This window comes from Nocardia sp. BMG51109 (genome assembly GCF_000526215.1).
GTDB lineage: Bacteria > Actinomycetota > Actinomycetes > Mycobacteriales > Mycobacteriaceae > Nocardia.
Genome location: NZ_JAFQ01000004.1, coordinates 5,579,424 through 5,596,575, shown reverse-complemented (window position 1 = coordinate 5,596,575; position 17,152 = coordinate 5,579,424). Strand labels below are relative to the sequence as shown.

Sequence of the window (17,152 nt, the reverse complement as noted above, 5' to 3'; positions counted from 1 at the left end):
GCCGCCCAACCACATCCGAGTTCGCCGGCCGCCTCCTGCTTCGCATCCGAGGATCCCGTGCCAGGCCCCGGCCCGACTCCGGTCTCGATACGCGACCGTCGGGCGGGCTATACGATGCCGAGCGAGGTGAAACTACCGGAGGCCGACCGGACCGGCGAGAAGGCACAGGAAACCGAACCATTTGCCACACAGCCGGATCCGGGCACGCGCTGGTGGCTTCCGGTCACCGCGCCACCGACATCTACCTGGGTGTCGGCGCACGCAGCCGACCGCTGCGCTGAGCACTATCGGGCCCGAGCTATCTCCGCAGCGGTGCCGATCCCGGCACACATGCTCGGTCGCACCGTCGCGGCCACGGCGTCGTTGCCGCCTGCATATGCGTGTGCCGGCATCGATGTCGCTCGCCGTAGTTCCCGATAACCGACACTGAAATCGTCAGGGAACGACGATGTCCCCGCATCAATGGATGAAGAGCGGGCATACCTACGGGGGAACGAGGCGCCGATCCCGTTCCATCATTCGCACCGCAATCGCCGCGGAGCATCGGCTCCGACCCGCCATGGGCGTGCTGATACCGCCCGGCGAACTACCCAAGACGTCGTGACGAGGGCAAGGCCGAGCGGTTGCGTTGTGCGGCGGTAGTCCCGGCCGTTGGTCGGCCGATCAGTCGGGAAGGTCCGTACCCGCGCGGGCAGCTGCGGCAGTGACGGCGGCAGGGAAGATGTTGCGGAACAGGTAAAGGTCGCTGCCCAGGCGCCAGCGCGGGGCGAGGGCTACTGCGTAGCGCTCGAAATAGCTGAGTTGTTTACCCATCAGGATGAGCGGTTGGGGGCCGATCATGCCACGTCGACGGCCGAACTCGACCAGTTGCCCGGTGAGCGTACCCAAATCCAAATGCGCCAGTTCGCCGGACAGGAGCGGGCCCAGCACGATCGCCAACTGCGCGCCGATCGCGGCGTCGTCGGCGTTGTGGTCCTCGAACAGTTCCAGTTCTCGCAGGGCCCGCGCGACCGGGGTGTAGTCGCCGTCGATGGCGCTGGCGTGGAACATCGCCTGCAGTAGTGCGCGCCACGCCCGTGGCATGGTGCCGACGATGCCGAAATCCAATATCGCCAGCCGGCCGTCGTGCAGTAGCCAAAGATTTCCCGCGTGCACGTCGCCGTGGAACAGTCCGTGCACCATCACGCTTTCCATCCATGCCTTCACCAGTCGTCGAATCAGCAGCTCGGGATTCGGATGCGTCGAACGTACGGTGTCGAACCGGTCCAATGGCACCCCGTGAACGCGCTGCATGCAGATCGTGCGGGTGCCGCAGTACCGTGGATACACCTCCGGTATGACGACGCCGTCGTTGTCGCCGAACGTCGACAGGTTCTCCCGGATCCTCGCCTGGTTGTCTGCCTCGGCCCGGAAGTCCAGCTCGGTGATCGTGGATCGGTACAGGTCGTGGGCGACGCCGACGGCGTTGGCGATACGGGCCGACTCGTATCGCCGCTCCAGCAGGGTGGCCAGTTTCCATGCCACTCGTAGGTCGACGATCATGCGACGGGCGATGCCCGGGCGTTGCACTTTCATCACCGCCTCGCGGCCGTCGGCGAGTACACAGGCGTGTACCTGCGCCACCGAGGCCGCCGACAGTGGCTCGTCCTCGAAATCGCGGAACATGGCCGACATCGGTTGCCCCAGATCGGCTTCTATCACGGCGCGGGCTTCGGCTGCGGAGAACGGCTGCAGGTCGTCGAGGCAGCGTAGGCAGGCATCCGCGAGCGGGCTCGGGAACACTCCGGGCGAGGAGCCGATCAGCTGGCCGAGTTTGACGAACATCGGGCCCAGCGCCTGGAATCCGTCCACCACGCCGTCTGCAGTGACCCGTGCCCGGGCCCGGGCATCCATCGCGTCCCGCGGAGACCGCCCGAACCGCAGGCCCATCCGCCGGCCGACCGCGCCGCCGAGCGTACCGGCCACTGCCGCGGTCCGGACCAGTTCACGCGGGCCGAACCGCTCCATCGGTGGTCCGGTCTCTCCGGGCCCTGTCTCGGTGAACGTCGATGTGACACGGTCGGGAACCCGTTCGGCCGTCATGACCGCGTCACATCCGCGTCCGAGGCGTGGGTGGGTACGACGTCCGGCCGTTGCCCGGCCGGGCTGTCCTGCCGGTCTGCCGCGGTGTCGGTGAACCGGGCGCGGATCCGGGCTTGCCACTGCGCGTACTCCGGTCCGCCCTGCGGATCCGCCGGCGGCTCGGCCTCGGCTTCCGCCAGCTCCCCGATGACGGCAACAGTATCCCCGCACAGCAGCTCACAGGCGAGGGCGGTGCCGTCGGGTACATGGTCGGCGTGCCGGCGGGCTGCGGTGGCCATCACCGCACCGACGGCGAGGTCGGCGGCGTACGCGCCGGACTCGCGGATCAGCGTCTCCAGTCCCGGCCTGTCCGGGCTTGCGGAATAGGTTGCGGCGGCGGCGATTCCGCTCCAGATGTCGGCGCGTCGGTCCGGATCGAACTGCATGGCCGCGGCAGCTACCGCCTCGGCGTCTCCGCCGTGGAAGAACCACAGTGCCCGGCCGATGCCCTGGTCGAACACGGGCGCGAAATGGGTGTCGTCCCCGGCCCAGCGGTGCTGCGGCGGCCGTTGCCGCCGGATCAGCCAGCGCTGTGGGTCGAAGAATGCGCGGTCGAATCCGTAGCCGTCGACGGCCAGCCAGTGCAGTTGCTCGACCAGGGGGTTGGAGTCGAGCCGGGGTATCGCCTGCTGCCACATCCGGCGCGGCAGGCGTGACATGACCAGCCCGTAGCCTATGTACGCGAGGAGGGAGTACGGTTCGCCGGGACCGCGCATGAATTCCTCGGCGAGCCGAGTCCTGCCGAACGCCATCGCATCTCGAATCGCCAGGGCCGCAAAGGCCCCCTCGTAGGCGAGACCCCGGTAGTGCGGGTCGACCCACTCCAGCCGACGCGCCACCTCGTCCGGGTCGGTGATATCGGCACCGTATTCGAAACCTTCCATTACCGCCCTCGGCACCCCCTCGAGCAGTCGGCTCATTGCGTTCGCGGTTACCGGGAAACCGCGGTCGGCGAATTTCATGTCCCGCATCGACGGTGCCGGCACCAGATGCCTGATCACAGTCAGTACAGTAGCCATCGAATTACCTCTTGTCATCAATTTTCGAAGTCTTCAGAATTTTCCGAACCGGAATCTCACCCCACCCGAAACATGTTGTATCGCAGGCCGAATCCCTCGATGAACCGACCCTCACCGACGAAAACGGTGTGATTGACCCAAGCAAGGTCGTTGTCACCGGTCTCCAGTCTGGGTGTCACTCGAAAGTACTGGTCGCCGAAATCTGTTGCCGAGCCCTCGGAGAACGCCTGCTGAACCCTGTCGTTCATCTCGAGGAGGCCGGGGAAATTGGCATAGATCACGCCACTGCCGACGGTCTGGAACTGTACCCGCACGTCCAATCGCACCCAGCCGTCGGCGCCGATCAGTGCCCAGTCGCCGCCGCCGGACAACACTTTTCCGGTGATCGATTGTACTGCAGTGACATTCGGATCTCCCTCCAAGACTCCGTCGAGGATCTCGACGAATATCCGCAAACCGTGGGGGCCGGGTCCGATCATCACGGGTGGTTTCAGGTTCGCGGTGACGGTGCCGATTCGGGTCAGTTCCATCTCAGTCCTCGCTGTCGTTGACATGGCGCAGGGCGAGGGTCACGTTGTGGCCGCCAAAGGCGATCGAATTCGACAGCGCCACATCGACTCTCGTGGTCCTTGCGGTGTTCGGTACGTAATCCAGATCGCATTCGGAATCCGGCTCGGTATAGTTGATGGTCGGTGGCAGTTGGCCGCGTTCGAGTACCAGCGCGCAGATCGCGGTCTCCACTGCTCCGGTCGCGCCGAGCATGTGTCCGGTCATCGGTTTGGTGGAGCTGATCGGCACGGTGCAGGCGTATTCGCCGAAGGCCCGGTGCACGGCCCGGGTTTCGGCCGGGTCCGACAGTTGCGTGCCGGTGCCGTGCGCATTGATGTAGCCGACCTCGGCGGGGCCGACGCCGGCCTGGTACATGGCCAGCATCATCGCCTTGGCTGCGCGTTCGCCGTTCGCTCGCGGGGCGGTAACATGATGGATGTCATTCACCGGCCCGTAGCCGCACACCTCGGCGTAGATGTGTGCGCCGCGGGTCCGCGCCGAGTCCAGGGGCTCCAGCAGCAGTATTCCGGCGCCCTCGCCGAGGACGAACCCGTCGCGGTCGGCCGAGAAGGGCCGCCCCGCCCGTTGGGGGTCGTCGTTGCGCTTCGACAGCGCCCGCATACTGGTGAACCCGGCCAGCACAGCGGGAGTCACCGGGGCTTCGGCACCACCGACCACAGCCGCGGCGGCGTGGCCTTCGCGTACCATTCGGTAGCCTTGCCCGACCGCGTCGGCCGATGATGCGCACGCGCTCAGCGGGGCATAGCTGGGCCCGCCGAGTCTGTGCCGGAAGGCAACGGTGGAGGCGGAGAAGTTCGCCATCACCATCGGAATGAACAACGGCGACACGGTCTTCCCCACCATCTGCGCCCGGATTGTGGTCATAGCCGTCCCGGCGCCGCCGAGGCCGCTGGAGATGACGGTGGCGATTTCGTCGCGGTCGAGGCCGTCGAGGCCGGAGTCGACCAGAGCCAGATCCGACGCGGCCGTCGCAAGGTGGCCGACTCGGTCGAAGCGGCGCACATCTTTATATTCCAGCCATTGTCCTGGGTCGAAATCCGGTATCTCCGCGGCAATCTGGACATCGTTGAACGAGGGGTCGAAGACAGTGACGCGGCGTGCGCCGCTGACGCCGTCGACGAGGCGTTTCCAGAACGGATCGGTGCCGATGCCGATCGGAGTCACCAGGCCGATACCGGTGATGACCACGCGTCGCGCGCTCATCGGGTTGCCCCGGGGTCGGCCAGGCCGAAGAAGGTTTCCATCTTCATCGCCACCTGCACGTTGCCCTGCACCCGCAGTTCACCGCGCATCATGAGTTCCAGGCCGCGCACCAGGGCCGTGGCGATACGGGTGAATCCGATCGCGTCGAGAGATATGCGCAGATCCGGTTCGACTGCGGGATCGACCTCGCGGACATGGCAGAAGTCGGGACCGAACACCACGTCTTGTTCCACCGGGTTGCCGGCGCTGCGAGTCACCTCGTAACGCACCGTGACCGGGGTGTCGAAGCCGCCGGGCCGGTAGTAGGCCGGCATGAGCGCGAACGCGTTGCGGAGCGCCTGCTCACCGATCTCGGTTCCCAATGCCCAATCCAGCTCCGGCGCCGGCAGCACCTCCACCACGGCACGCACCCGGGCACGTTCACCGGAAAGCAGGTCCTGTATCTGCTCGCGGCTGGCCTTCCCGGTTCGGGTCGCCAGCGCAATGGCGCCCTCGAGGGCCTCGACGTCCAAGGACTCGGTCATATCCTGATCACCTCTCTTGTCGAATCTGTTGTCACGGCCGCGATCACGGCGAAGACGAGTTCGCTGTACGGATCGACGCCGGGCAGTACGGCCGCGACGTGCGCGTCCGGCCGCAGCAGCACGGCGCCCCCGTCGCGCAAGCGGTAGGCGCCGAGCATGCGCCCCGAGTCATCGGTGAGTTCGGCATCGTCGTCGGCGGTGCCGACGATCACTGCCTGCACCGGCACCGTATTCATCAGACGCACGTATCCAACTGCGTCCAGCCAGATTTCGGCGGCCGCTGTGCCCGCGACGACGGCGAACTCGGTGCCCGGAAGGTCGAGCGTGGACACCAGTGTGCGGTCCGCGCGTCGTAACCAGAAATGTGGTGCGCGACAACCGGGTTCGACGCAGGGGAGGTAGTTCACCACGTCCTTGACGACAGTTGTTGCACCGTACCGGAATCCGAGGGCCTGTCCGGAGAAGTCGAAATGCGGTCGTTGTGCCTCGATGCCGGTTGCCAGTTCCCTTCGTGCCCGCTCGGTCAGCGCATCGAAGTGCTCCGCACCGGTCAGCTCGGCGGCTCGGTCACCGAACTTCTCGATAGCGTGTGCGTTTCGCTCGCTCTGCTCGCCGTTGAACCGGGCCACCGGGCGCCGCTCGTTCTCGTAGCTGCTCAACAGTTGCGCAGGCGCCCAGCCCTCCACTACCCCGGCCAGTTTCCAGGCAAGGTTGTGAGCGTCCTGAATTCCCGTGTTCATCCCGAACCCACCGGTCGGCGGAAACGTGTGCGCCGCATCCCCGACGACCAGGACCCTCCCCGAGGGGTCGTCCCAATGATCGATTCGTGTCGTTGCCATCGTCCAGCTGCGGGCGGACAGAATTTCGACCGCCACGGCAGGTTCTCCGGCCGGGACGGCGGACCGCTCTGCCGTGTGGACGGGCACTCCCAGTGCGGCTTGGAGGAGCGTACGCGGATCGTGCTCTGAATTGCTGCTCCTGCACGGGAGTTCCAACAGCCACTCGTCGGTGTCGGGCGAGACGGTGATCAGTACGCCTCGTACCAGGTCGTTCATCAACCACGTCAGCACACTGTCGATACCGTCGAGCAGCGGCCGCAGGTCCGCCCGGAAGTGGATATCGAGCAGCGTGCCCAGGGTGGACGCAGTTGTCCCGGAGATGCCGACGGTCTGTCGCAACCGGCCGTGGACGCCCTCGGCGAGCACCACATACTCCGCCCGCAGATGGTGCTCTGTGGTGCTGTCGGAACGGTAGACCAGGTCGACCCGGTCATCTTCCGGCCGTAGCTCCACGACGTCCGCCCCGGTGCAGACGCTCACCGAAGGCCGGTCACGTAGCCGTCCCGCAAGGACCTGCTGCAGGCGATTCTGTGGGCAGATGACCGGCAACGTTGGACTCTGTCCCGTCAGGCGCATCAGCTTGTCCGTCGACTCCACCAATTCGAGGCAGCCGAGTTCGGGACCTGCCACCGCCCGCTTGAACCGGATACGTGCGGCACTCTCCAGACTGGTGGACTCGGCCAGAACAGCATCGAGCAGCCCGAGTTCGCGGAAGATCTCGGTGGTGCGCGCGTTGACCATAGTCGCCTGCGGATGTGCCGACGGCTGTGAACGACGTTCCAGCACTATGGTTTCCACGCCGTAATGGCCGAGGCAATGTGCCATCGCCAGGCCGGCCGGGCCACCACCGACGATCGCAACGGGGACCGTCATTCGCGCGCTCCTCTCGGTTCGATCGCCGCTACCACTCGAGCGGTCACGACCGCGTCGAAGCGGTGTCCGGCCACCAGCCGCGCCAGCGCCAACGACGGCAGCCCTATCGCGATACTCGCTCCCAACCAGCCGACAAACGCGGCTAGCGCCGCTGTGCGGGCGGGGGTCCCGCGGTCCGCGGCCCACCGCACGACCGATCCCCAGCGGCGGAACATGGCGCCGGCCAGCAGATCCGCCGCAGCGATCACCGGCTCCACCGGTGCTGAATCGGTATCGGCGAGCACCTTCGCCAATTCCTCCGAGGATCCGGTCGTTGCGATCCGTTCGCCCACGGCCCGCACCCGCGCCAGTTCCTCCGCACCGACCCCGGCACGTCCGAGTCGGCCGTCGCGGTTGCCGACCAGCAGCCAGCGCAGGGTGGTGACGAAGGTGATCGCCTGCGGCCGAGTATCAGTGGCTGCGACGGTGCCCAGATGCCTGGCGCCCGCATCGTTCAGCCGCCTCCGCACCTCCGCCGCCGCGGAGTACCACATGTTGCGGCAAGCGATCACTGTGAGCACATCGCGCCCCGCGAAGGCATCCGCACGCGTGGTCAGTAGCGCGCGCACCGGCAGTGACGGCGCCAGATACCAGACCTGATAGGCCAAGATCACCAATTCGTCGGGCTCGGAACGAGTTTCGCGGCCGTCTCCGGCCAGCGGTACCGTCGCACGCTCGTCCGCGCACTCCGGAAACACTCCGAAAAAGCGGGTGAGCGGCCACGGGAACGGGAACGGGTTCGCCGGAGCAACCGGCACCCGCCGGACCCGCCATCCGGAATCGATCAGCGGACCGATCAGTGCGTCGACGACCTCGGCCAGCTGGCCGGTCTGGGTGTACTCGAAGACGACGGCTCCGGTCATTGCGGGACCACCGCTGTCAAATGCATGAACGAGATGGCGAATCGGCCGGATTCGGGAACCATGCACAGGAGCGTGTCGCCCGGACGCACCAGTCCCTCGGTGACCATTTCGTCGAGGATGACGTAGATGCTGGCGCTGCCGATATTGCCGACCCGCGTGAGGTTGCTGTACCACACCTCCGGGCGGGCGGGCGACACGTTTCGGCGCTTCAACTCGCCGATGAGCATCGAGCGCATACGTTCACTCGAATAATGCACCGGGAACCACGTGACGGAGTCCGGGTCGAATTTTCCGGCAGCCGCCAGTCGCTCGTATTCATCTATTCCGACACGCACCAGGTGCGGCAGCAACGACAATTTTTGCCGGGCCACCAGTGCACCATCGGCGGCTGCCGCCGCCGCATTTGGATAGTCGGCCCAGCACTTTTCCGCCTCATTGGACCTGCTGCCGAAATACATACACGCCTTCTCAGTATCGGCGTACGATGTCAGCGAAATCCAGTCGATACGCAGGCTGACCCTCTCCGGGGGCGGGTTCGCCGACACGACCACCGCACCAGCGCCATCGGAGAGCATATAGCGCAGGAAGGCCGTCTCCATCGGCAGCGAGCCATCATCGGCAGGCACCTTGATATCCTCGTACCGGGTGCTTTTGAAGCCGCGTGAGGCCAACTCGCTGGCGACCGCGACCGCGGTCCGTTTCTCTCCCACCTTCACCTGCAGATAGGCGCTCTTCAGTGCCATCATTCCCGAACTGCAGATGCCGTGTGTGGAAATGATCTCCATCGGCGGAAACCCCAGCTCGCCGTGTACCATGCTGGCGTGCCCCGGACCCATCAGATCCGGCAGTGTCGTAGCTGCGGCCAGCATTTCGACATCCCCTGGCACGATGCTTGCGCGTTCGACCGCGTTGCGCACTGCAGAGGCGGCCATCGACGCATTCGACACAAGTGTGCGCTGTTGTTTGTCGATCGCGTAGTGTCGCGTCTTGATGCCGCTGTTGTGTACGATCTGGTCACGTAGATCCGAAGACGCACGACCGACTTTTCCGATGTAGTCTTCGATCTCGTCATTCGAAATCGGTTCACCCGGAAGAAACCGGCCCGTCGCGGTGATATAGGCTTCCACAGCATCCCCTCAGACGTTTTCTGCGGCTTTGATCCGGATCAGGTCCAGCAGATCCGAAAAGGAGCGCACCGATGCGATTCGTTCGTCGTCCAGCGAGATCCCATAGTCGTTCTCGATCACAGAGGCGACGGCGAGCACACCGAGCGAATCGACACCGATATCGGCCAGATTTGCGTCCGAATCCATCTGGTCCAGGTCGATGTCGTAATGGGTTTTCAGATACTCACCGATATTCTGACGAACGTCTGAAACGTCGATCCGCATGATTACACCTTCTTCTAACTATTCGTACGTAACATTTCTGAACGGGAGAGTCCGAGCGGGGCGTCGAGCCCGCGGTAGCGGACACCCGAAATCCTCGGGCAGGGCGGACGTACCCGCATCGGTACGTGACGGGGCTGGCATACCTATGGATTCGGCCGCGTCGCCGGCTTCGGTCGAAATGGCATGGCGTTGTCGCGCCGGATGGAACCTGGTGTGCTACCCGGACCGGTGACGTGCGGATACGGCGGTGGACCGCGGCCGCGTGCTGGCTGAATGTCCCGATGGCAGATCGAGTGCCGACTCAGGCGCCGGCGGCTCGGACCAGGGCCGCGAGCGGCTCCGGTAGCATGGCCGCGGCGCGATCACGGCTGGAGTTGTCCATCAGATGTGCGATCGCGAGAATGGCCTCTTCGTCGAGGGCGGCGAGGCAGGCCGACAGGGCCGAATCGGACACGATCGTCATAGCACCGGACAGGGTCAACCAGTCCTGTTGTGCGGAAAGGTTTTCGGCGACCGACACCATGATCCGTTCGGGCAGCCCCCGGATGACAGGTGCGGTTCGGTCCAGGTCGAGCAGGCTTGCCACCTGGGCGAGGTACTGCGGCGGCAGCCGCGTGGCGACGGCCGTGGCTCGATCCGGATCGAGCACGGTGGCCAGATACGCGGTCATCAACGGCGCAGCGTTGTGGGCGACCATCTTCGCCACCATCTGTGGCGGAATGATACGGGCCGCCGCCGCAGCCTGGCGCAGCCTCGGGGCGGCGATCTCGAACAGGTGATCACAGATGCGACGCCGGAAGGAGTCGAGGTCGGCGGGAGGTACGTCGGTGAGATAGCCGAGCCGGTCGACCGGCACGTCGAGTACCCGTGCCAGTCGTTGCAGGGCAAGGGAATTCGTCACAGCCCGACCGCCTTGCGCACGGCGGGGCGGAGGAACACCGGGATACTGTCGAGGGCGCGGTGAGCGGCCTGTTCCAGGTCGGTGGTGCGAGCCCGTTCGGCGGCGCGGATCAGGTCGGCGAGATCGGCGTGCCGATCCGCGGGCAGGGCCGAGATACTCGGTGGCAGCGGGCCGGGGAGCAGGTTATCGAGTGGCGATCCGCGGTCGTCGGCGATATCTGGGCTCATGGGAATTCCTGAACAATGAGAGCTGCTGGCGCAACGTGATTCAACGGCGAGTTGGTCCCCGGGCGGACCCAGGGACGAGCCCAGCCAGAAGACATCCGACAACCGGAATCTTCGGATGGGGACGATGATTTCGCATCGGTAGTCGAAGGGCGGACATACCCATGCGGATCCATGGCGCAGTCGAACTCGATCGGTGGCGTCGTCGGAGCATCAGGCTCGGCCGGCTCGTTGTCCGAGTTTCGGGTTGGGGTTCGACGTTCGGTCCGCATCCCCTTGCCAGTTCCCGCACCTGCTCGTAGTTCCGGGGCTGCGGCGCCCGTTCCGGGCGCCCACCGGGCGTGACGGGTGGTTCCGGGCCTTCTGCGAGGCCCGGTGCCCGTCCTACGTGCTCGATGTCCCGATCCGCCAGACCGGTAGCCGATCTCGACGGCCGCCGCCGTGTCGACTCCGCCACCAGCAGAAACGATTATGAGACAACGAAATACAGCTGTCGTGCCAGGTGTACTGACCTGAGAGGTTGGGAACGCGGCCGGCTGGCGGGTTGCCGCCGAGTGCGGTGTGGCCGCGGTGGTGATTGTAGGTGTGTAGCCAGTCGGTGAAGGCGTGCAGCGTTCGGTGTCACTGCGGTAGAGGCGGGCGTAGGCCCATTCGACATGGACCAGGTCACCGGGCCGGGGGTGTTCGTAGCGGCGCACCGCCCGGCCGGTGGCCCGGTCCAGCCACCGCAGCCTGGCCAGCCCGTAGCGGGCCGGTACCCGGTGCACGGTCGAGGGATTCAGCCCGAGCAGGTAGGCGATGCGGGCCGGCCCCCAAGCGGCGCAGCACACGGACTTTGATGATGCGCCGCTCGGTCCGGGGCGTCGGAGTCCGGTACGGACTGCGGCGTGGACGGCTGGGCCGGTCCGCCATCCCGGCGCAGCCGTGGAGGCGGTAGCGGTCGGCCCACCGCTTGGCCGTAGTGGCGCACACCTGGAACCGCTCAGCTGCCCGCCGCAGGGGCCGGCCCTCCTCGACAACACAACGCGCGAGCCGCAACCGGCCCAACTCCGACAATGGAGCATTGCGGTGGGACACGAAGACCTCCGGCAGGTGAGTGCTTTGCTTGGCAGCTCGCACTGCACTCGGAGGTCTTCGCCATGTCAGCTCGCCACGTCGTCACCAACGTCCATGGTCGGTACAGCTAGGCCGGGTCGAAGGTGAGCGTGACCTTGTTGCCCGGTGAGGTCATCGTCCACGTGAACAATGGGTCACTCAGGAGCCCGCAGCCGGTGAATCGGCCCATATCGAAGGATCCGGTGGCAGTGAAGCCGTTGCGGGGGTCGGTGACGCCGGGGGCGGTGAGGGTCATGACCGAGTCGTCGGCGGTGTTGCAGGCTTCGCCGGAGGACCAGTTGATCGCGGGGATCCAGTCGAGGGTGAGGTTGGGGACAATAAAGCGGAAAGGCTGGGTGAGGGTGAGTCCGTTCGCATCGACATGTCCTTTGGCCGAAGCGGTCGGGACGATGCCGATGTCGCGGCTGGTGTAGGGGATCAGTCCCCACTGGCGGCCGCGATCCATCAGCCGGGGCAACTGGATGTCGACGGTAACGTCGCCGGTGTCCGGATCGAAGCTCCCTACGGCGGTGCCGGGATCGATGGGGGCGTCGAGGTTCTGGACGGCCATGTGAGCAGCACCGTGAATGGTGCCGGAGAAGGCAACCGGATCGGCCAAAGCCGCAGGCGCCTGCGCGAGGACCGAGCCGCAGACCGCGGCGGCGACGGCCGCCAGACCGAGTCCATATCGAATCATTACAGGGACCTTTCGACTGGAAATCGTTGTTGTGGAGAATATTTCGACTCATATCGGTCACCTGTCCGGTGCCGCCCCGTTTGTCCGCCAAAGGGGTAACGCATCATCACATCCCTCTTCCACTCGCGGTCGGTGCGAAATAGCTGACACGAGAGATCTTCGGAGCGAGACATGAGCGCCGCATCGGTGACCGAGGGGTACTCATACCTACGAGCTCGACCACTGCCCCGCCGACAGGAGGGCCTGAACATCACACTGGCGCTTCGGCATCGGTGAGATTGACCCGTCGACACCCACTTCAGAAGATCCTGGGCACTCCTCGTCACATTCCTCCATGCTCTCGGCAACCGGTCAGTTCGGCTCGCTGCCGAACAACACCAACGCCTGCGTCGTCGCCGGTGGTGCTAGCCCGTGTTTTGAAAGTGATTCGAGCTGAGGACGCCGCTGCGGGGCGCCTCAGCTGGGGTGTGTTGGAAGACGCTGTCTGCGTTGGTGTGTCGGTGGCCTGACGAGACGAGGTCTCCGGTAACAACTAGGGAATTGTCGGAAACGTATTAGGCAACAGCTTGACGCTCGCCGGTGATGACCAGCATCGCCGGGTCGGCGCGCACGACACCACACTGCTGAACTGTGCCGCGACACCGACGAATCGAGTTACGCGGGCGGTCACCGCCCCGGGTATTGCAACGCCCGATACTCACCCGGCGTCATTCCCGTCTCCTGCTTGAAGACGCGGTAGAAATGCCGATCCGAGGCGAAACCGCATGCCGCGGCGATCGATTCGAGCGACCGGACACCGTCCGCGCAGAGCCACGCCTGGGCGGTACCGATGCGCCGCCGCCGCACCATCGCGCCGACACCACCCTCGACATCCTCGAACAATCGATACAGGGTGCGCCGCGACACCGCGCACGCCCGCGCGATCTGGTCGATGGTGAGGTCCGGTTCGGTGTGATGACTCCACACGAACGCCAGTGCCTGCTGCCGGGCCAGCGCCTGCGCCGACCGTTCGGTGAGCCGGGCCCCGCACGCCAGCAGAACCGCCGAGGCCATCAAGTCGACGGCGTGCTCGCCCAGCACCGCCGCGGCCGCCGGATCGCTCTGCTGCACCTCCAGCAGATCCCGGAAGAACCGCTTGATCACACCGACCGCACCGGTGGTCGGGATCCGGACATTGATCGGCAGCCGACCGATCGGCACCCCGGTCCGCTCCACGATGCTGGACATCGGCGCCCGCATGGACATTATTCCCCACGTACTGTTGAAGTGCGTAGCCGTCGGCCGGGCGCTGTCGTAGAGGAGTAGCCCGCCCGGCTCGAACGCGCTCGTCCGGCCGGACCCTTCCACGGTGCCGCGGCCGGCGATCGCAAAGGGCGCCGACAGAAACTGTTCGTCGGGCCGATGCATATGCCGCCGCGACCGGTACACGCATTGCGGCGTGCCTTCGATCAACGAGACGCCCACGACACCGTAGGTGACAGCCCTGATCCGGCAGTGAAACCTCTCCACCTGCGGATTACTGATCCCCATAGGGTAGTAGGACTCGGCGAGCGCACTCTCCCATTGCTCGAGCGCCCGCTTGGGCGCAAGCTCACGTGTCGATCGTATGTCGACGAGCGTGTTCCTCGGGGCGTCACCCACGCGACAATTCTTGCACCGGGATCGTCGGACCGGCGCCGAAATCCAGCCTCCTATCACAACTTCGGCAACACCACACCGACAAATCACGCCTCGGTACCGATGGGTATACAGCCGGATCACGTACCTGGCACCTCCCCCGCCACCGCAGCCCACGCTTCTCGCCGAACGCCTGCGGCCCCCATGCGCGTCCTCGCTCGTGTAACACCGACCGAGGCGTGCTGGGCAGCCTGGAGTGGGTACCTGGAGAGTTCGCGGACAACCTGCCGCGGTGGCGTGGTGGGGGACGGCTTTACGATCGGGGAGGCTATCGGGGAGGCCGTGGTCAGGTTTTCGCGCCGACCGCGGCGTAGAAGGACACTTTCGCGTCGAACGAGGCAGGTAACTCGATACCCGTTGGCCGCCACCGGTGCGGCACGACGATCCCGGGGTCGACGAGAGTCATGCCGGTGAAGAACTTGGCAATTTCGTCGTGGGTGCGGACTCGGGTGCGTAGACCGCGGTCGCGGTAGACTGCCTCGGCTCGTGCGGTGCCTTCCGGGTCCAGATCGCCGGTGGCGTGACTGATCACGAGGTAGGAGCCGGGTGCAAACGCGTCCATCAGCGTCGCGACCGCACCGTAGGCGTCACGGTCGTCCGGGACGAAATGCAGCAGGGCAATCAGGCTCAGCGCCACCGGCCGACTCGAGTCCAGTGTCTCGTGCAACGCGCGTGTGGCCAGGATGGCCCCGGGATCGACGGCATCGGCGTGTACGTAGGTAGTGCGGCCTTCGAAGGTTCCGGTCATGAGGGCGCGTGCGTAGGTGAGCACCAGTGGGTCGTTGTCCACGTACACCACCCGGGATTCCGGGGCGATCTGCTGGGCCACCTGATGCAGATTCGGCTCGGTCGGGATTCCGGTGCCGATGTCGAGAAACTGCCGGACACCGGCCTCGCGTACGAGGTATCGGGTGGCGCGGTGCATGAAGTCCCGGTTGGTGCGGGCCATGATCTCGACCGACGGGAATGCCTTCTTGACCTGTTCGACCGCAGCCCGGTCGACATCGTAGTTGTCTTTCCCGCCGAGATACGCGTCGTACATTCGGGCCGTCGACGGCATGGTCACATCGACGGTGGGACTCGGATCAGAAGACGTCACAGCTCCTACTCCGACTTCGGCTCGTTTGGCCCCGAACGACCGCGTCCACAATCGTAGTCGGTTCGTGTGGGCAGTGGGCGCGGGTTCGGTCCGACAGCATGGCCGGCTCGTGACGCTCCACGTATCTACAGAGCGGCCGGCACCGCGCGGCGGGCGAGTACCTCTGCCTACCCGGACGGCATGTGCTGTCGCGCCGCCAGCAGCACCGCCGAGTTCAGCAGTCCGGCACCGTGTCCGGCCAACTGGGCGGCCTGATCGATATCGACGGTGTTCAGTTCGGCCAGCCCCGAGAAGAATCGGGTCAGCACACCGACCGCACTGCTACCCGAAATCGAGAGGGCCGTCGGCAGCTCGTCACCGGACAGACCGGTCTCGTCGAGTACGTGCTGCAACGGAGCACGTACCACTACGGACTCACCCCATTGGTCGCTCCGGCAGGTGAAGGGGCGGCTGGTGTCACAGAAGGTTATCGAACCCGGGACAGTGACGGTCACCCGGTTCTGCTGCTCGATCCGGCAACTCCCCGCCGTCGGCATGATCGCCACCAGGTACTGCTCCCCCGACCGCACGACCTGCCGCCGCGTCCGTCGTACCTGCTGTGGACTACCTCCGACCATGGACATGCCGAACCGGTCGAATTCGACGTCGGCGACGCTACCGACGAACTCACCCGACCCGACACGCTCGACGGACACCGGCACAAATATGTTGCTGACCAACGCCTCCCACTGCTCGCACGCATGCTCGGACGAGAACTCTGTGGACGAGCGAATCTCCACGGTGCTGACACGTGCAGCCACACCATCCGGCCCTGATGTGGGCGCCACGACACCCCCTTGCCATTCCGATGAGTCCTTCGGATCCCCGGTATCGGTCGACCGATACTGCCAGTCTGCGACGCTCGGTTCTGCTACGGACCGGCCACCTGTGCCGCAATGCTGACGAGCCGTGCCGAATCGGCACACCTGGTCACCTGAGGGGCACTGCGGGTCGGTGTGCCGCCCCACCCGACACCGCATAGTAGTTATGGGTCGATGTGAGCAAGATCGGTATCCGCGAAACAGGAGGCACACACGGTGTCGATGATGCGAGCGTCGGGCTGTCCGGTCGGCCGCAGTGAGTGCACAACGACGTGTCGAACACGGCAACGACGCCGAGACTGCGGCAAGCCGACAACGGGGCGTCGAGGAGTCCACGGCCGACTCCAGGACGGCCGAGGAAGGCATCCACACACCGCCGACCGGAGAATCCCCGGCTCCTGCGCGGCGGCGCAGCCGAACAGGAGGGCAAGCAGCGATGCCGCGGCGGCACATCAACAACCACAGTCCACGCGCCGGCGAACGGACCACGGTGCCGCCGACCCCGATCACCGATCTCGCTGGTGCACGAGCCACACGACGGACGACGACCGAGGCCACGCACAAGACCGTGGCAGCGCGTGACATCGCGCCCGACGAGGCGCTGCGGCTGCTGGCCAGTGTCAACTTCGGTCGAATCGTGTTCTCCCGCCACGCATTACCCACCATCCGCCCGGCAAACCACGCTGTCGTCGACGGCTCCGTCATCACCGACGCCCCCCTCGCCACATCGATGACACCCCATCGACAGGTCGTCGCCTACGAGGCCGACATCATCGACCACACGACTCATCTCGGATGGTGCGTCATCGTCACCGGCCCCACCGACGAGATCACAGACCCACACCAGCGAGAACGCTACCGTGCCCTGCTGAACCCGGGGCTGCCCGGACCCCGCGATCGGGTGATAACGATCCGCCCCGACATCGTCACCGGAATCCGGTTCATCGATCCGGACGAGGCCGCGACAAAACGACCCCCACAGTGAACCGACCACACCGGCACCCTGCTTGCGGGGCCTTTCCGTAATCCGCTGTGGGCCAACCTGTCTCGGTTGCCGCGCCCGGGTGTTCCGAGCGGACGGCAACAAGAAGGGTGTATTCATCCGCGATCGCCGTCCCAAAGCGGCCGCGTTCAGCCTGCGCCGACGCTGGCGTGAG

At 65.7% G+C, this 17,152-nt stretch carries 16 protein-coding genes and 1 pseudogene; 1 reads left to right on the top strand and 16 read right to left on the bottom strand.

Features of this window, described 5'->3' with window-relative positions; all coding sequences use genetic code 11:
* Positions 1-663: 663 nt before the first annotated feature.
* From D892_RS0126795 to D892_RS49245, 16 genes and pseudogenes are all read right to left on the bottom strand, one after another.
* The gene (locus tag D892_RS0126795) at positions 664-2,082 is read right to left on the bottom strand and encodes an AarF/ABC1/UbiB kinase family protein (protein WP_024804187.1); all 1,419 of its coding nucleotides are present in this window, start codon (positions 2,080-2,082) and stop codon (positions 664-666) included.
* A complete protein-coding gene (locus D892_RS0126790) occupies positions 2,079-3,140 on the bottom strand; it encodes a DUF1702 family protein (RefSeq protein WP_024804186.1) in 1,062 nt (353 codons plus the stop codon). Before D892_RS0126790 ends, D892_RS0126795 begins: the two co-directional genes overlap by 4 nt.
* Before the next feature lie 56 nt (positions 3,141-3,196).
* Complete coding sequence (locus D892_RS0126785) at positions 3,197-3,670, bottom strand: DUF3237 domain-containing protein (RefSeq protein ID WP_024804185.1); 474 nt, start codon at positions 3,668-3,670, stop codon at positions 3,197-3,199.
* 1 nt (position 3,671) lies between these two features.
* Positions 3,672-4,913: a beta-ketoacyl-ACP synthase II gene (fabF, locus tag D892_RS0126780; RefSeq protein WP_024804184.1), complete on the bottom strand. Its 1,242-nt coding sequence runs from the start codon at positions 4,911-4,913 to the stop codon at positions 3,672-3,674.
* Complete coding sequence (locus tag D892_RS0126775) at positions 4,910-5,437, bottom strand: SCP2 sterol-binding domain-containing protein (RefSeq protein ID WP_024804183.1); 528 nt, start codon at positions 5,435-5,437, stop codon at positions 4,910-4,912. Before D892_RS0126775 ends, fabF begins: the two co-directional genes overlap by 4 nt.
* Entirely contained in the window at positions 5,434-7,149 is a 1,716-nt protein-coding gene (locus D892_RS0126770) for an FAD-dependent monooxygenase (protein ID WP_024804182.1), read from the bottom strand. The genes D892_RS0126775 and D892_RS0126770 overlap by 4 nt, the downstream gene beginning before the upstream one ends.
* A complete protein-coding gene (locus D892_RS0126765; RefSeq protein ID WP_024804181.1) occupies positions 7,146-8,051 on the bottom strand; it encodes a hypothetical protein in 906 nt (301 codons plus the stop codon). Before D892_RS0126765 ends, D892_RS0126770 begins: the two co-directional genes overlap by 4 nt.
* A complete protein-coding gene (locus tag D892_RS0126760; protein ID WP_024804180.1) occupies positions 8,048-9,178 on the bottom strand; it encodes a StlD/DarB family beta-ketosynthase in 1,131 nt (376 codons plus the stop codon). Before D892_RS0126760 ends, D892_RS0126765 begins: the two co-directional genes overlap by 4 nt.
* A gap of 9 nt (positions 9,179-9,187) precedes the next feature.
* Positions 9,188-9,442, bottom strand: a complete 255-nt coding sequence (locus tag D892_RS0126755; protein WP_024804179.1) for an acyl carrier protein — start codon at positions 9,440-9,442, stop codon at positions 9,188-9,190.
* A 301-nt stretch (positions 9,443-9,743) separates the two neighbouring features.
* Positions 9,744-10,343 carry a hypothetical protein gene (locus D892_RS0126750; protein ID WP_156959698.1) on the bottom strand — a complete coding sequence of 200 codons (600 nt, stop codon included), beginning with the start codon at positions 10,341-10,343 and terminating at the stop codon, positions 9,744-9,746.
* Positions 10,340-10,570: a hypothetical protein gene (locus tag D892_RS0126745; RefSeq protein ID WP_024804177.1), complete on the bottom strand. Its 231-nt coding sequence runs from the start codon at positions 10,568-10,570 to the stop codon at positions 10,340-10,342. The genes D892_RS0126750 and D892_RS0126745 overlap by 4 nt, the downstream gene beginning before the upstream one ends.
* Before the next feature lie 498 nt (positions 10,571-11,068).
* Positions 11,069-11,644, bottom strand: a pseudogene (locus D892_RS45640) (leucine zipper domain-containing protein); the annotation flags it as partial.
* 106 nt (positions 11,645-11,750) lie between these two features.
* Positions 11,751-12,281, bottom strand: coding sequence for a hypothetical protein (locus tag D892_RS0126740; protein WP_156959697.1), 531 nt, complete (start codon positions 12,279-12,281; stop codon positions 11,751-11,753).
* A gap of 744 nt (positions 12,282-13,025) precedes the next feature.
* On the bottom strand, positions 13,026-14,000 hold the full coding sequence (locus D892_RS0126735) for a helix-turn-helix domain-containing protein (RefSeq protein ID WP_156959696.1): 975 nt from the start codon (positions 13,998-14,000) through the stop codon (positions 13,026-13,028).
* A gap of 322 nt (positions 14,001-14,322) precedes the next feature.
* Positions 14,323-15,135, bottom strand: coding sequence for an SAM-dependent methyltransferase (locus D892_RS0126730; protein WP_036567502.1), 813 nt, complete (start codon positions 15,133-15,135; stop codon positions 14,323-14,325).
* Positions 15,136-15,302: 167 nt separating this feature from the next.
* On the bottom strand, positions 15,303-16,154 hold the full coding sequence (locus tag D892_RS49245; protein ID WP_255360252.1) for a hypothetical protein: 852 nt from the start codon (positions 16,152-16,154) through the stop codon (positions 15,303-15,305).
* 277 nt (positions 16,155-16,431) lie between these two features.
* Here D892_RS49245 and D892_RS42200 point away from each other — a divergent pair, with 277 nt between their 5' ends.
* The gene (locus D892_RS42200) at positions 16,432-16,980 is read left to right on the top strand and encodes a pyridoxamine 5'-phosphate oxidase family protein (RefSeq protein ID WP_024804172.1); all 549 of its coding nucleotides are present in this window, start codon (positions 16,432-16,434) and stop codon (positions 16,978-16,980) included.
* Positions 16,981-17,152: the final 172 nt, after the last annotated feature.

What these genes read in the sequence shown, in the direction of transcription:
- D892_RS0126785 (WP_024804185.1), bottom strand. Translation starts at nt 3,670, where the DNA reads ATGGAACTGACCCGAATCGGCACCGTCACCGCGAACCTGAAACCACCC.
- D892_RS42200 (WP_024804172.1), top strand. Translation starts at nt 16,432, where the DNA reads ATGCCGCGGCGGCACATCAACAACCACAGTCCACGCGCCGGCGAACGG.
- fabF (WP_024804184.1), bottom strand. Translation starts at nt 4,913, where the DNA reads ATGAGCGCGCGACGCGTGGTCATCACCGGTATCGGCCTGGTGACTCCG.
- D892_RS49245 (WP_255360252.1), bottom strand. Translation starts at nt 16,154, where the DNA reads ATGCGGTGTCGGGTGGGGCGGCACACCGACCCGCAGTGCCCCTCAGGT.
- D892_RS0126755 (WP_024804179.1), bottom strand. Translation starts at nt 9,442, where the DNA reads ATGCGGATCGACGTTTCAGACGTTCGTCAGAATATCGGTGAGTATCTG.
- D892_RS0126790 (WP_024804186.1), bottom strand. Translation starts at nt 3,140, where the DNA reads ATGGCTACTGTACTGACTGTGATCAGGCATCTGGTGCCGGCACCGTCG.
- D892_RS0126765 (WP_024804181.1), bottom strand. Translation starts at nt 8,051, where the DNA reads ATGACCGGAGCCGTCGTCTTCGAGTACACCCAGACCGGCCAGCTGGCC.
- D892_RS0126745 (WP_024804177.1), bottom strand. Translation starts at nt 10,570, where the DNA reads ATGAGCCCAGATATCGCCGACGACCGCGGATCGCCACTCGATAACCTG.
- D892_RS0126775 (WP_024804183.1), bottom strand. Translation starts at nt 5,437, where the DNA reads ATGACCGAGTCCTTGGACGTCGAGGCCCTCGAGGGCGCCATTGCGCTG.
- D892_RS0126795 (WP_024804187.1), bottom strand. Translation starts at nt 2,082, where the DNA reads ATGACGGCCGAACGGGTTCCCGACCGTGTCACATCGACGTTCACCGAG.
- D892_RS0126770 (WP_024804182.1), bottom strand. Translation starts at nt 7,149, where the DNA reads ATGACGGTCCCCGTTGCGATCGTCGGTGGTGGCCCGGCCGGCCTGGCG.